The organism is Pseudomonas sp. GM_Psu_1, assembly GCF_026544185.1.
GTDB classification, from domain to species: domain Bacteria; phylum Pseudomonadota; class Gammaproteobacteria; order Pseudomonadales; family Pseudomonadaceae; genus Chryseomonas; species Chryseomonas oryzihabitans.
Genome location: NZ_JALNUX010000006.1, coordinates 231007 through 245044, shown reverse-complemented (window position 1 = coordinate 245044; position 14038 = coordinate 231007). Strand labels below are relative to the sequence as shown.

The following is a 14038-nucleotide window of genomic DNA, read 5'->3' as shown; positions in this document are numbered from 1 at the left end:
AGGCCCCAGTGTCGGGCCGCAGCGCGGGTGTCACAAGGTCGATCACCCCACGGATCCGGCCAAGTCGCTCAGACCTCGACCAGGCGATAGTGCAAGCCCCGCACCACCGCCTCGACCCGGTTGCGCGCGCCCAGTTTGCGGGCGGCGGAGTTGAGGTGCAGGTTGACCGTGGCGGTGGAGCGGTTGAGGGTCGCGGCGATGCGCTTGGCGGTGAGGCCCTTGGCCGAGTACTGCAGGCATTCGCGCTCGCGCGGCGTCAGGCGGACCTGACCGCAGCGGCGTTCGGCCGGCGCGAGCAGTTCGTCGGCCCGGGCCTGGAAGGCATGGGCCAGCACCAGGAAGGCGCCCAGGCAGGCTTCGCCGGCGGCCTCGGCGTCCCGCGCATCGGCATCGAGGATGCCGGTCAGGGTGGCGAAGGCACCGCCCGGCAGGTGCAGCGGCACCGTCACCCCGGTGGCCAGGCCGCTGTCACGCACATAGCAGGTGACCGGGCGGTGACTGTCACCCAGGTACTCGCGCAGGGCGCTGCGGGTTTCGCTGCGAAACGACCAGACGAAGGGCGCCGCGCGCCGACTGGCGCATTGCTGCACCGGGTCGATCTGGTAATAGCCGCGCTCGCACCAGAAGGCCTGCATGTCCGCCGGGGCGTTGCGCACCTTGAATACCGAGGGGGTGATGAGCACGCCCTCGTGACTGAGGGGCACCGGGGCATAGTCGTAGATCAGCGCCTTGCACCCCAGGTGGTCGGCGCTGGCCTGGACGGCATCCAGACAGGCGTCGAGCGTGGGCAGTCCGGCGAGGCGGCTGCTGACGGTAAGCAGATCGGCATGCATCTTGGAGCTCCTCCCCTGGATCGCGATGGGGAACGCGAAGCAAAGGTTCTGCCAGTCGCGACAGCACTGCTGCAAACCTAGCACTTTTGCGGATGGGGCCAGGCCCCACCCTGGCCTAGAGTCGAGCCTAACCCGCCCCTTCGAGGAAGCCCCCATGACTCAGCACGCTCCGTCCGGCGACGCCGCCGACCTCGCCCGCTTCGGCTACACCCAGGAACTCAGGCGCCAGCTCGGGTTGAAGGACCTGCTGATCTACGGCCTGGTGTTCATGGTGCCCATCGCGCCCTTTTCCATCTTTGGCGGGGTGTTCGATGCCAGCCACGGCATGGTGCCCCTCACCTACCTGATCGGCTTCGTCGCCATGCTGTTCACCGCGGTCAGCTACCAGCAGATGTCGCGCGCCTTCCCGGTGGCCGGTTCGGTCTACGCCTATGTCGGCCGCGGCCTGCATCCAGCCCTGGGCTTTCTCGCCGGCTGGGCCATCCTGCTCGACTACCTGCTGGTGCCCACGCTGCTCTATGTGATCGGCGCCAACGCCATGGCCAACGTCATCCCGGCGCTTCCCCAGCCGCTGTGGATCCTCTTCTTCGTCGGCCTCAACACCCTGGTCAACCTGCGCGGCATCGAGACCACCGCCCGCGCCAACCGGCTGTTCCTCTATGGCCAGCTGGCGGTGCTGCTAGTGTTCGTGGTGCTGGCGTCGCTGGCCATCAGCCGCGGCGTGAACGGCGCCGAGTGGAGCCTGAAGCCGCTGTACAACCCTCAGGAATTCTCCCTGCCGCTGATCTTCAGCGCCCTGTCGGTGGCGGTGCTGTCCTTTCTCGGCTTCGACGCCATCTCCACCCTTTCCGAGGAAACCCGCGGCGGCAGCCGCGTGGTGGGCCGCGCCACCCTGCTAGCACTGACCCTAGTGGCGGCGCTGTTCATGGTGCAGACCTGGCTGGCCGCGCTGCTGCAACCCAACCTGATCCAGTATCCCGATGCCGACGCCTCCAACAACGCCTTCTACGAGATCGGTCGGCTGATCGCCGGCCCCTGGCTGCAGGTGGTGATCGCCCTGGCGGTGGCCATCGGCGCCGCCATCGCCAACGCCCTGGTGGCCCAGGCCGCCACCTCGCGCCTGCTGTTCGCCATGGCCCGTGATCGCCAGATGCCGCAGTTCCTGCGGCAGATCCATCCCACGACCCGGGTGCCGCAACGCGCCATCCTGCTGGTGGCGGCCCTGAGTCTGGTGCTGGGACTGTTCTTTGTCGGCCAGATCAATCTGCTCGCCTCCATGTGCAACTTCGGTGCGCTGACCGCCTTCCTGCTCCTGCATGTGGCAGTGGCCTGGCATCACCGCGGCGCCGGTCGCCCGCTGCTCCATGCGCTGGTCCCGCTGATCGGCTTCATCATCCTCGCCTATGTGCTGTTCAACGCCGACGTCTACGCCAAGGTCGGTGGCAGCTGCTGGATGGTGCTGGGCCTGGCCGTGCTGGCCTTCCTCAGGCTCAGCGGCCGGACCACGGAATTCAAGGCCAACGACGCCGTCCATTAGGCACAGACCCGCCGCGGAGGCTTCAGATGATCAAGACCCTGCACAGCCAGCACTGCCATTGCGGCTGGGACCACAGCCTCCCCCCGGCGCTGGAGGTCGCGCCGGGCGAAACGGTCAGCTTTGCCTGCCGCGACGCGGCGGACGGCCACTTCCACGGCCACTCCAGCGCCGCCGACATCGCCACCCTGCCCTTCGAGCGGGTCAATCCGGTCTGCGGTCCGCTGTGGATCGACGGTGCCGAGCCGGGCGACGTGCTCAAGGTGACGCTGGACAGCTTCACCCCCAGCGGCTTTGGCTGGACCGCCAACATCCCCGGCTTCGGCCTGCTCGCCGACCAGTTTCCGGACCCGGTGCTGCAACTCTGGCAGTACGACCGCAGTGGTCAGACGCCGGCCGCCTTCGGCGAGCTGGCGCGGGTCCCGCTCAAGCCCTTCGCCGGCACCCTGGGGGTGGCGCCCGCGGCGCCGGGTCTGCACTCGGTGGTGCCACCGCGACGGGTGGGCGGCAATCTGGATATCCGCGACCTGGCCGCCGGCACCAGCCTCTACCTGCCGGTGGAGGTCACCGGGGCGCTGTTTTCCATCGGCGACACCCATGCCGCCCAGGGCGATGGCGAGGTCTGCGGCACCGCCATCGAAACGGCCATGGCGGTCACCGCCACCTTCGAGCTGATCAAGGGGCAACCGCTGGCCATGCCGCGCTTCAGCACCCCGGGGCCGGTCACCCGCCACCTGGACGGCGCCGGCTACGAGGTCTTCACCGGCGTCGGACCGGACCTGCTGGCCGCGGCGCGCATGGCCGTCAGCGGCGCCATCGACTGGCTCGGGCAGAGCCGCAACCTGCCGGCGGAACAGGCCTATCTGCTCTGCTCGGTGTGTGGCGACCTGCGCATCAGCGAGATCGTCGACGTACCCAACTGGGTAGTCAGCTTCTACTTCCCGCGGATCGTGTTCGAATAGCTGGTTCCGAATAGTCCGGCGCCCGCCGTGGCAAGGTCCCCCACAGCGAGGCGATGACGATCAGCAGGCCGCCCAGCCAGCCCCAGAGGCCCAGGCGTTCGTCCAGCCAGACGCTGGCGAACAGCGCGCCGAACAGCGGCTCGGCGCCCATCAGCAGGGCGACGCGGGTGGCGCTGGTGCGGCTCAGGGCAAAGTTCTGGGCGAGAAAGGCGCCCAGGGTGCAGAACAGCACCAGGTAGCCGGTGGCCAGCCAGAAGCCTGGCTGTACGGGCAGCGGCGCCAGGCCCGGGCCGAGGGCGAACAGCAGCAGGCAGGCCAGGCCGACCACCCCGGTCTGTACCGCGGTCAGTGCCAGGGCCGGCACCGGGGCACTGGCCCGCTGCAGACGCCGGCGCACCACGCAGACATTGATCGCGCGCAATACGGCTGCCAGCAGGATCAGGCCATCACCCAGGTTGAAGCTCAGGGTCACGCCACGGGTCAGCAGCCCGGCGCCCGCCACCGCCAGGGCCGCGGCGCCCAGGGCACGGGCCTCGGGGCGCTGGCCGAGCAGCCACCATTCGGCGAAGGGCGTCAGGGCCACGCACAGGCTGATGAGAAAGGCGGCGTTGCTGGCGCTGGTCAGGGCCACGCCATAGGTCTCGGCGAGAAAGATCGCCAATAGCAGCAGACCGGTCGGCACCCCGGGCCGCCAGGCCCGTCGGCCTTCGCCCCTCAGGGTGGGCAGCAGCAGCGCTGCGGTGAGACAGAAGCGCAGCGCCAGATAGCCGAGCACCGGATAGAGCACCACGGCGTCCTTGACCACGGCGTAGCTGGTTCCCCAGACCAGGGCGGTGGCGAGCAACAGGCCTTCGGCAAGGCCGAAGGTGGGGCGTGACGACATGACGGCTTCTCCCTGGATCAGGCCGCCAGTGTGCCCGTCTCGCGGTAGGCGCGATAAGCCTGTTCGCGTGCACAGCTCTTGTTCCGCCAGGGAAGCAATGCCAGTCTTTCCAGCCCCATTGCTTCCCACGGACTTGGCATGGATCTCGTGCGCGCCCTCCCCCTGCTGCCCTGCCTGGTCGCCTTCGCCAAGGTGGTGGAGACCGGCAGCTTCACCGCCGCCGCCCGGCTGCTGGACGCCACCCCCTCGGCGATCAGCCGCCAGGTCGCCCGCCTGGAACGGGAGCTGGGCGTACGCCTGCTGCAACGCACCACCCGTCAGCTGCGCCTGAGCGAGGCCGGCCGCGAGGTGCTCGGCCACTGCCGCCAGCTGCTGACCGCCGCCGGCGCGGCGCTGGACAGCGGTCTGCAGCATCGCGAGGAGCCCCGCGGCCAGGTGCGCCTTGCCGTTCCCAAGGCGGTCGGCTACCGGCTGATATCTCCGCTGTTGCCGGACTTCTTCCAGCGCTATCCCGAGGTGGATCTGCAACTGCGCCTGGACGATCGTCCGCTGGACCCCATCGCCGACGATCAGGATCTGCTGGTGCGCATCACCGAGCAGCCACCCGCCGGCTTCGTCGCCCGGCCATTGCGCGAGATGGACTTCGTGCTCTGCGCCAGCCCGGCCTATCTCGGGCGCCGCGGCACGCCGCAGCAGCCCCAGGCGCTGGCCGAGCACGATTGCCTCTACCTGGGCGAAACCCCGGGCGACCAGCGCTGGCAACTGCGCCGCGGCGACCGGGTGGAAAGCGTGACGGTGCGGGGCCGCCTGGCCTGCAACCACAGCGGCGTGCGCCTGGAAGCCACCCTCGCCGACCTGGGCATCGCCTGCCTGCCGGCCTTCGCCGCCGAAGCCGGTCTGGCCGACGGCCGCCTGCGGCGGGTGCTATCCGACTGGCAATACCTCGGCCCCTACCAGGGCACCGCCTGGCTGCTCTATCCGCCGGATCGCCAGTTGCCGGCGGCGGTCAGGGCGCTGGTGGACTTTCTGCTGGAGCGGCTCGGCTCAGCCCCAGGCTCAGGCTAGCACCGCCACCGACTTGAGCTGCGCCCACACCCGGCTGCCCGGCTGCAACGCCAGCCGCTCCAGCGAATAGCGGGTGATCCGCGCCAGCAGCGCCGCGCCGCCCAGGTCCAGGCGCAAGAGCACCTGGGCCGGCGAACGGGTCGGGGCGATCTCGGCGACGGTGGCCGGCAGTACGTTGAGGATACTGCTGTGCTGACGCTCCAGGCTGAGGCTGACATCCCGCGCCAGCACCTTGATGCGCAGCGCCTGCCCGGGCGGCAGCGGGGCATGGGCCAGCAGCACGCGCTGGTCGCCCGCCAGCCCCAGGCTGAGCAGGCCGTAGTCCGGGTCATGGCCGAGCACCCGCCCTTCCAGCACCACCCCGGCGTCGTCGGCCAGGGCGATGGGCAGGTCGAGGCGCGCCAGTACCTCGGTGGTCGGCCCACTGGCCAGCACCCGCCCCCGCTCCAGCAGCACCAGGTGATCGGCCAGCCGCGCCACCTCGTCGGGGGCATGGCTGACATAGAGGATCGGCAGCGCCAGCTCCCGGGTCAGGCGCTCCAGGTAGGGCAGGATCTCGGCCTTGCGCTCGGCGTCCAGCGCCGCCAGGGGTTCGTCCATCAGCAGCAGCCGCGGACTGGTCAGCAGCGCGCGGGCGATGCCGACCCGCTGGCGTTCGCCGCCGGACAGGCGCGCCGGCATCCGCGCGAGCAGTCCTTCGATGCCCAGCAACTCGACGACCTGCTCCAGTTCCAGTCGACGCGCGGCGGGCGCCACCCGCTTCCAACCGAACAGCAGGTTGCGGCGCACGTCCAGGTGCTCGAACAGATTGGCGTCTTGGAAGACGTAGCCCAGGGCGCGTCGGTGCGGCGGCAGGAACAGGCCGCGGTCGCTGTCCTGCCAGGTCTCTTCCGCCACCACCAGGCGGCCACGGGCGGCGGGCTCGAGTCCGGCCACGCACCTCAGGCAACTGGTCTTGCCCGAACCCGAGGGACCGAACAGCGCGGTGACGCCCCTGCCGGGCAGGGAGAGGTCCACGTCCAGCGTAAAGTCCGGGTGTGAGAGTTCGAATCTCGCCGTCAGACTCATACTCATGTCCAGGCCGACCGCCCACGGCGCCCATAGAGCAGCAGCAGGATCACGAAGGAGAAGGCCAGCATGCCCCCGGCCAGCAGGTGCGCCTGGGGATACTCCATGGCTTCCACATGATTGAAGATCTGGGTGGAGACCACCTGGGTGCGCCCGGGAATGTTGCCGCCGATCATCAGTACCACGCCGAATTCGCCCACGGTATGGGCAAAGCCGAGGATGGCGGCGGTGACGAAGCCCGGCCGCGCCAGCGGCAGCACCACGTGGAAGAAGGTATCCAGGGGACTGGCCCTGAGGGTCGCCGCCGCTTCCAGCGGGCGCGGACCGATGGCCTCGAAGGCGTTCTGCAGCGGCTGCACCACGAAGGGCAGCGAATAGCACAGCGAACCCACCACCAGCCCGGCGAAGGTGAAGGGCAACCGCCCCAGCCCCAGCGCCTCGGTCAATTGCCCTACCCAGCCCTCCGGCCCCATGGCCAGCAGCAGGTAGAAGCCGATCACCGTGGGCGGCAGCACCAGCGGCAGGGCCACCAGGGCGCCGACCGGCCCCTTGAGCCGGGAGCGGGTGCGCGCCAGCCACCAGGCGAGGGGCGTACCCAACACCAGGAGCAGCAGGGTGGTCACGCTGGCCAGTTCCAGGGTCAGGCGGATCGCCGCCCAGTCCGCCGCGCTCAGGCTCATGGCGTCACTGCCGGTAGCCGTAGGCCTTGAGCACCGCGGCCGCCTGGGGGCCCTTGAGATAGGCCAGCAGCGCCTTGGCCGCCGGCTGGTCCTGGCCCTTGTCCAGCAACACGGCGTCCTGGCGGATCGGCGCATAGAGTTCGGCCGGCACGATCCAGGCCGAGCCTTCCTTGATCTTGCCGTCCCCGTAGATCTGCGACAGGGCGACGAAGCCCAGCTCGGCATTGCCGGTGGCGACGAACTGGTAGGTCTGGGTAATGTTCTGGCCTTCCACCCGCTTGGCCGCGACCGCCTCGGTCAGGCCCAGTTTGGCCAGCACCTGGCTGGCGGCCAGGCCATAGGGCGCGGTCTTGGGATTGGCCACGGCCAGGTGGGTGAAGGCGTTCCGCTTGAGCACCGCGCCGTCACCGTCCACATAGCCGGGCTTGGGCGACCAGAGCGCCAGGGTGCCGATGGCATAGGTGAAGCGCGAGCCCTTGACCGCCGCGCCCTCGCTTTCCAGCCTGGCCGGGGTGCTGTCGTCAGCGGAGAGAAAGACCGCGAAGGGCGCGCCATTCCTGATCTGGCCATAGAGCTGGCCGGTGGCGCCGCTGGAAATCACCAGCTGATGGCCGGTGTCCTGGGCGAAGCGCTCGCCGATGGCCTTGAGCGGCGCGCTGAAATTGGCGGCCACGGCGACCTGGACCTCATCGGCCAGGGCCGGGGTGGCCAGGGCCGCGGTGAGCAGGGAAAGCAACAGGCGGGAACGGCTGGATGGCATCGGGCTTTCTTCCTCGGGGGCTGGCAATCCCTCCGCAGCCGCAGGACGCTGGCGGCTGCGGAGGGCACAAAAGAAAACGCCGGCAGGTGGCCCCGCCGGCGTTGGTTCTGGCGCTTAGGCCAGCTTCTTGTACTTCACCCGCTTGGGCTGGGCCGCGGCCTCGCCCAGGCGCTTCTTGCGATCGGCTTCGTACTCGGTGTAGTTGCCTTCGAAGAACACCACGTTGGAGTCATCCTCGTAGGAGAGGATGTGGGTGGCGATGCGGTCGAGGAACCAGCGATCGTGGGAGATCACGATGGCCGCGCCGGGGAAGTCCAGCAGGGCGTCTTCCAGGGCGCGCAGGGTTTCCACGTCCAGGTCGTTGGAGGGTTCGTCCAGCAGCAGCACGTTGCCGCCCTGCTTGAGGGTCAGCGCCAGGTGCAGACGACCGCGCTCACCGCCGGAGAGGTCCTTGACGAACTTCTGCTGGTCGGCGCCCTTGAAGTTGAAGCGACCCACATAGCTGCGCGAGGGTACCTCGTAGTTGCCGATCTTGATCACGTCGGAGCCATCGGAGACCTGCTCCCAGACGGTCTTGGTGTCGGACAGGTTCTCGCGGCTCTGGTCGACGCTGGCCAGTTGCACGGTGTCGCCGATCTCGATGCTGCCCGAATCCGGCTGCTCCTTGCCCATGATCATGCGGAACAGGGTCGACTTGCCCGCGCCGTTGCCGCCGATGACACCGACGATGGCGCCCTTGGGCACCACGAAGCTCAGGTCGTCGATCAGCAGGCGATCGCCGTAGCCCTTGCTGACGTTCTTGAACTCGATGACCTTGTCGCCCAGGCGCTGGCCGGCGGGGATGTAGATCTCGTTGGTCTCGCTGCGCTTCTGGAATTCCTGGGACTGCATTTCCTCGAAGCGCTGCAGGCGGGCCTTGGACTTGGACTGGCGGGCCTTGGCACCGGAGCGCACCCATTCCAGTTCGGCCTTCATGGCCTTGGCATGGGCGGCTTCCTGCTTGGCTTCCTGGGTCAGGCGCGCGGCCTTGGATTCCAGCCAGCCGGAGTAGTTGCCCTCGAAGGGGATGCCCTGGCCACGGTCCAGTTCCAGGATCCAGCCGGCGACGTTGTCGAGGAAGTAGCGGTCGTGGGTGATGGCCACCACGGTACCGGGGAAGTCGTGGAGGAAGTGCTCCAGCCAGGCCACCGAGTCGGCGTCCAGGTGGTTGGTGGGTTCGTCCAGCAGCAGCATGTCGGGGGCCGACAGCAGCAGGCGGCACAGGGCCACGCGGCGCTTCTCGCCACCGGAAAGCACCCCGACCTTGGCGTCCCAGGCCGGCAGGCGCAGGGCGTCGGCGGCGACTTCCAGCTGGCGGTCCAGGTTGTGACCGTCGGCGGCCTGGAGGATGGCTTCCAGCTTGGCCTGCTCGGCGGCCAGGGCGTCGAAGTCGGCATCCGGCTCGGCGTAGGCGGCATAGACCTCGTCCAGGCGGGCCTGGGCCTGCTTGATCTGACCGACCGCTTCCTCGACCACCTCACGAACCGTCTGCTCGGGATCAAGTTTCGGTTCCTGCGGCAGATAACCCACATTGATACCGGGCATCGGACGCGCTTCACCTTCGATCTCGGTATCGACGCCGGCCATGATGCGCAGCAGCGTCGATTTACCCGCACCGTTCAGACCGAGCACGCCGATCTTGGCGCCGGGAAAGAACGACAGGGAGATGTTCTTGAGGATTTCACGCTTGGGCGGCACGACCTTGCCGACCCGATGCATGGTGTAGACGTATTGAGCCATGGTGGGACCTTGGGACCGGAATGAAAAACAGGGGACACAGTATGGCGTCAGCAGCGAACGCTGTCGAAACCCCGCGCGACGAAAGCGCCGGCGCTGATCACGCGGAAAAAACCGGCGGAGACACCGTCCGGTCCCTTATCATAGGCCATCCCTGCCCCGCGGAATCGGGCGCAGCCGAACGGCCATCGCCTCTGCAGGAACGCAGTCCGTCGTGAACAGCCCGCCCTCCTCGCTGCCGGAAGCGCCGCTCGCCCCCGCCTCGCGACGCCTCACCCGCGGCCTGCTCGTCCTTTCGCTGGTGGCCATGCTGGCCCTGATGTTCTGGCAGGCCTTCGCCAGCGTGGCCGAGCGCGAGGCCCTGCGGCGCGAACAGCTGGACAGCCTGACCCAGCAACTGGCCAACACCGTCGAATTCGGCCTGGCGCTCAAGGCCCAGGCGGTGCGCAGCACCCTGCGCTGGTCGCTGGACCCTACCCTGCCGCTGGCTCCCAACCTGCTGCTCGGCCTCCAGGACTTCTTTCCCGGGCTGCAACAGGTGCGCTGGCTGCCGGCCAACGCCACTCTGCGCGCCGCCCGCCTGGGCGATACGCCGGACGCCGCCTTCATCCAGCAACTGATCGCGCGCGCCGGCCAGGCCGATTTCCGCTACGGCTACAATGCCGAGGCCGCGGCGGCGCCCCTCTATGTGCTGCTGGCCGGCGATCGCGAGGAGCAGCGGGGCTGGTGGGTGCTGACCAGCGCCCCCCTGCTCGAACCCCTGTGGCGGCCGACCCGGGTCCCGTCCGGCCTCGACTGGCGCCTGGAAGATCGCGCCCAGGGCACCCTGCTGTTCCGCGGCGGGGCGACCCCGGCGGCGGACAGCCGCGATGAAGTACGCCAGGAGCTGGCCTACAGCAACTGGCAGGTGGTGGGCAGCCATCCCGCCGAAGACATGGGCACCACCCTGCTGGGGGCCTCCTTCGGCCGCCTGGCGCTGTTCGGCCTGTCCGGCCTGGTGGCGGTCATCCTGCTCTACCTGCTGCTGCGCGAAGAACGTGGCCTGCGCGCCCTGACCCTCGCCTCGCGACGCGGCCTGCGCCTGGCCGGCATCGCCCTCAACGGCATCGAGGAAGCCGTCTGCATGACCCAGGCCGACGGTCGCCTGGTCCATGTCAACGCCACCGCCGCCCGTCTGCTGGGCATCGCCGCCGATGACGCCCAGCAGTTCTTCCTCGCCAGTCTGTTGCCCGAGGTGGTGGCCCTGACGCCCGCCGAACGTGATGGCGGTGCCCTGGTCACCCTGGTGGTGGAAGGCCAGCCGCGGCGCTTCGCGGTCAGCTGCCATGCCCTGGCGGCCAGCCAGCCCAGCGCCCGCGTCCTGCGCGACCGCACCCAGACCCAGGACGGCTTCGTCTGGGTACTGCGCGACGTCACCGAGCAGCAGCGCAACCTGGAGACCATCCAGACCACCCGGCAGCGCTACGAAAGCATCTTCAACGGGGTGCACACCGGCATCTGCGTGGTCGATCTGAGCGCCGTCCATCCCCACATGCACGCACTGGGCCTGGAACGTCCCGAGCAACTGGCGGAGCTGTTCGCCCGCCAGCCCGAGGCCCTGGATGCCCTGGGCCGTCAGGTGCGCATCACCGAGATCAACCAGCGCGCCCTGGAAATGCTCGGCATCGGCCACCTGGACCAGGCCTGGGCGCGGCTGGTGGGTGACTCCCGCGTCCAGCTCGGCGGCAAGCGCTACCGCCTGCTGGCCGGTCTGCTCTCCGGCCAGCAGGTGCTGGAACTCGAGACCTGCATCGACACCGCCGAGGGCGAGCGCCATCTCTGGCTGACCATGCACCTGCCGGCCGATCCCCAGCACCTCGATGCCACCCTGCTCAGCCTCACCGACATCACCCAGCGCAAGCTCGGCGAATTGCGCCTGCTCGAGCGCGACAGCTTCTGGTCGAATCTGATCAGCGCCATCCCCGACACCCTCTACACCTACGACGTGGCCAGTGGCGAGCTGACCTACGAGAGTCATTCGCTGGCGCTCAAGCTCGGCTATCCGCCGGAGGCCTTCGCCAGCCTGGGTCGCGCGCGCCTGCACCCGGACGACGTCGAACTGCACGAGCGGGTGGTCAGCATGCGGCCGACGCTGTGCGACCAGCCCAGCAGCAGCCTCCTACGCTGGCAGCACCGCAATGGCGGCTGGCGCTGGTTCGACGTGCGCGAGCAACGCCTCGCCAGTGCGGCGGACGGCAGCGCGGCGAGCGTGGTGGGGCTGGCCCTGGACGTCACCGACATGGTCCGCGCCAGCGAGCGCCTGCGCGAGAGCGAGAATCGCTACCGGCAGCTGGCGGAAAGCATCAGCGACGTCATCTTCACCACCGACGCCCAGCTGGTGCTCAACTACCTCAGCCCCTCGGTCGAGGAATTGCTCGGCTATCCCGTCGCCGAGCTGCAACAGCGCACCCTGGCCGAGCTGGTGGTGCATTCGCGCCAGCTGCAGGAATTCCGCCGCACCCTGCAGCGGCTGTTGCGCAGCCTCGACGATCCGCGCGCCCTGGCCGAGCTGCGCCGGGAACACTTCGCGCCCCTGCTGCTGGATTGCCTGCACGCCCAGGGTCACACCCTGCAGATCGAGCTGCGCCTCAAGCCGCTGTGGGACGACCACGAGCGCTTCGCCGGCCTGCTCGGCATCTGCCGCGACATCTCCGCCCAGCGCCGCACGGAAAAGGACATGCGCATGGCGGCCACGGTCTTCGACCACTCCGCCGGCGCCATCCTGGTCACCGACCCGGCCGGCTACATCGTGCGGGTCAACCGCACCTTCACCCGCATCACCGGCTTCAGCCCCGAAGAGGTGTTCGACCAGCAGCCGATGATGCTCTGCGCGGACAAGCAGGAAGCCAACCAGCTGCAGCACGTGATGCAGCAGCTGCGCACCCAGGAGAGCTGGGAAGGCGAACTCTGGCAGCGACGCCAGGACAACGAGCCCTACCCCTCCTGGGTCGGCATCACCGCCATCCGCGACGACGACGGCGACCTGATGAGCTATGTCTGCTTCTTTGTCGACATCAGCGAGCGCAAGGCCAGCGAAAGACGCATCCATCGCCTCGCCTACTACGACGCCCTGACCCTGCTGCCCAACCGCACCCTGTTCCAGGACCGCCTGCACAACGCCCTGCAGCAGAGTCGCCACAACGGCAGCTGGGTGGTGCTGATGTTCCTCGACCTCGACCGCTTCAAGCCGATCAACGACAGCCTCGGCCACGCCGCCGGTGACCGCCTGCTCAAGGAGGTGGCCATGCGCCTGACCGCCTGCGTGGGCACCGAGGACAGCGTGGCGCGCATGGGCGGCGACGAATTCACCCTGCTGCTGTCGGGCCTGGAAACCCGCGAGGTGGCCCTGGCCCAGGCGATCCGCGTCGGCGAGCAGATCCTCACCCAGCTGTCCGAGGCCTTCGTGCTCGAAGGCCGCGAATTCTTCGTCTCCGCCAGCATCGGCATCGCCCTCTCGCCGCAGGACGGCCATGAGCTCAGCCAGCTGATGAAGAACGCCGACACCGCCATGTACCACGCCAAGGAGATGGGCAAGAACAACTTCCAGTTCTACCAGGCCGAGATGAACGCCCGCGCCCTGGAACGCCTGGAACTGGAAGCCGATCTGCGGCACGCCCTGCTGCAGGGCGAATTCCGCCTGCACTACCAGCCGCAGTACCGCTGCGACAACCGGCGCCTGACCGGGGTCGAGGCCCTGCTGCGCTGGGAGCATCCGGTGCGCGGCCACGTCTCGCCGGCGGAATTCATCCCGGTGCTCGAAGAGATCGGCCTGGTGGTCCAGGTCGGGGACTGGGTGATTCGCGAGGCCTGCCGGCAGATGCGCGAATGGCACGCGGCCAGGGTGCGCATTCCCAAGGTCTCGGTGAATCTCTCCGCGCGGCAATTCAGCGACGGCCAGCTCGGCCAGCGCATCGCCGCGATCCTCGCCGAGACCGGCCTGGCGCCGGCCTGCCTGGAACTGGAACTGACCGAGAGCATCCTGATGCGCGACGTCGGCGAGGCCCTGCAACTGCTCGGCGAACTCAAGAGCCTGGGCCTGTGCATCGCGGTGGACGACTTCGGCACCGGCTATTCCTCGCTCAACTACCTCAAGCAGTTCCCCATCGACATCCTCAAGATCGACCGCAGCTTCGTCGACGGCCTGCCCCACGGCGAGCAGGATGCGCAGATCGCCCGGGCCATCATCGCCATGGCCCACAGCCTCAATCTCTCGGTGATCGCCGAGGGCGTCGAGGAACCGGCGCAACTGGAATTCCTGCGCCTGCATGGCTGCGACGAGGTGCAGGGCTTCCTCTTCGACCGTCCGCTGCCGCCGGATCTGCTGCGCGAACGGCTGGAGCACCAGGGGCTGTTTCCGGTCCTGACATGAGACCGATGGCGCCACCGCATGACCGGCGCTCATACCTCAGAGTTCCCGCGATGGGGTAGAATACTGCCC

General features: G+C 68.8%; 10 protein-coding genes. 4 read left to right on the top strand and 6 right to left on the bottom strand.

The annotated features are described in order from the left end of the window. Positions 1-68: 68 nt before the first annotated feature. Entirely contained in the window at positions 69-833 is a 765-nt protein-coding gene (locus OXS31_RS12845; protein WP_027602960.1) for a LuxR family transcriptional regulator, read from the bottom strand. Positions 834-987: 154 nt separating this feature from the next. Between OXS31_RS12845 and OXS31_RS12840 the strand changes: the two genes are divergently transcribed. Then, positions 988-2370 carry an APC family permease gene (locus tag OXS31_RS12840; RefSeq protein ID WP_144947485.1) on the top strand — a complete coding sequence of 461 codons (1383 nt, stop codon included), beginning with the start codon at positions 988-990 and terminating at the stop codon, positions 2368-2370. A gap of 26 nt (positions 2371-2396) precedes the next feature. Further along, positions 2397-3329: an acetamidase/formamidase family protein gene (locus OXS31_RS12835; protein ID WP_077171006.1), complete on the top strand. Its 933-nt coding sequence runs from the start codon at positions 2397-2399 to the stop codon at positions 3327-3329. Here OXS31_RS12835 and OXS31_RS12830 read toward each other — a convergent pair. Further along, a complete protein-coding gene (locus OXS31_RS12830; protein WP_077171007.1) occupies positions 3295-4212 on the bottom strand; it encodes a DMT family transporter in 918 nt (305 codons plus the stop codon). The two genes, OXS31_RS12835 and OXS31_RS12830, sit on opposite strands and share 35 nt — an antisense overlap. A gap of 138 nt (positions 4213-4350) precedes the next feature. Between OXS31_RS12830 and OXS31_RS12825 the strand changes: the two genes are divergently transcribed. Next, a complete protein-coding gene (locus tag OXS31_RS12825) occupies positions 4351-5277 on the top strand; it encodes a LysR family transcriptional regulator (RefSeq protein WP_267399368.1) in 927 nt (308 codons plus the stop codon). Here OXS31_RS12825 and modC read toward each other — a convergent pair. From modC to ettA, 4 genes are all read right to left on the bottom strand, one after another. Next, complete coding sequence (gene modC, locus OXS31_RS12820; protein WP_267399367.1) at positions 5269-6345, bottom strand: molybdenum ABC transporter ATP-binding protein; 1077 nt, start codon at positions 6343-6345, stop codon at positions 5269-5271. The genes OXS31_RS12825 and modC overlap by 9 nt on opposite strands. Before the next feature lie 2 nt (positions 6346-6347). Next, positions 6348-7025, bottom strand: coding sequence for a molybdate ABC transporter permease subunit (gene modB, locus OXS31_RS12815; RefSeq protein ID WP_144956162.1), 678 nt, complete (start codon positions 7023-7025; stop codon positions 6348-6350). Between the two features lie 4 nt (positions 7026-7029). After that, positions 7030-7785 (bottom strand): molybdate ABC transporter substrate-binding protein, encoded by a 756-nt coding sequence (gene modA, locus OXS31_RS12810; RefSeq protein ID WP_267399366.1) that lies wholly within the window; start codon positions 7783-7785, stop codon positions 7030-7032. A 114-nt stretch (positions 7786-7899) separates the two neighbouring features. Then, entirely contained in the window at positions 7900-9564 is a 1665-nt protein-coding gene (gene ettA, locus OXS31_RS12805; RefSeq protein WP_007162716.1) for an energy-dependent translational throttle protein EttA, read from the bottom strand. A gap of 211 nt (positions 9565-9775) precedes the next feature. Here ettA and OXS31_RS12800 point away from each other — a divergent pair, with 211 nt between their 5' ends. Then, entirely contained in the window at positions 9776-13969 is a 4194-nt protein-coding gene (locus OXS31_RS12800) for an EAL domain-containing protein (protein WP_115946696.1), read from the top strand. The last annotated feature ends 69 nt before the right edge of the window (positions 13970-14038 follow it).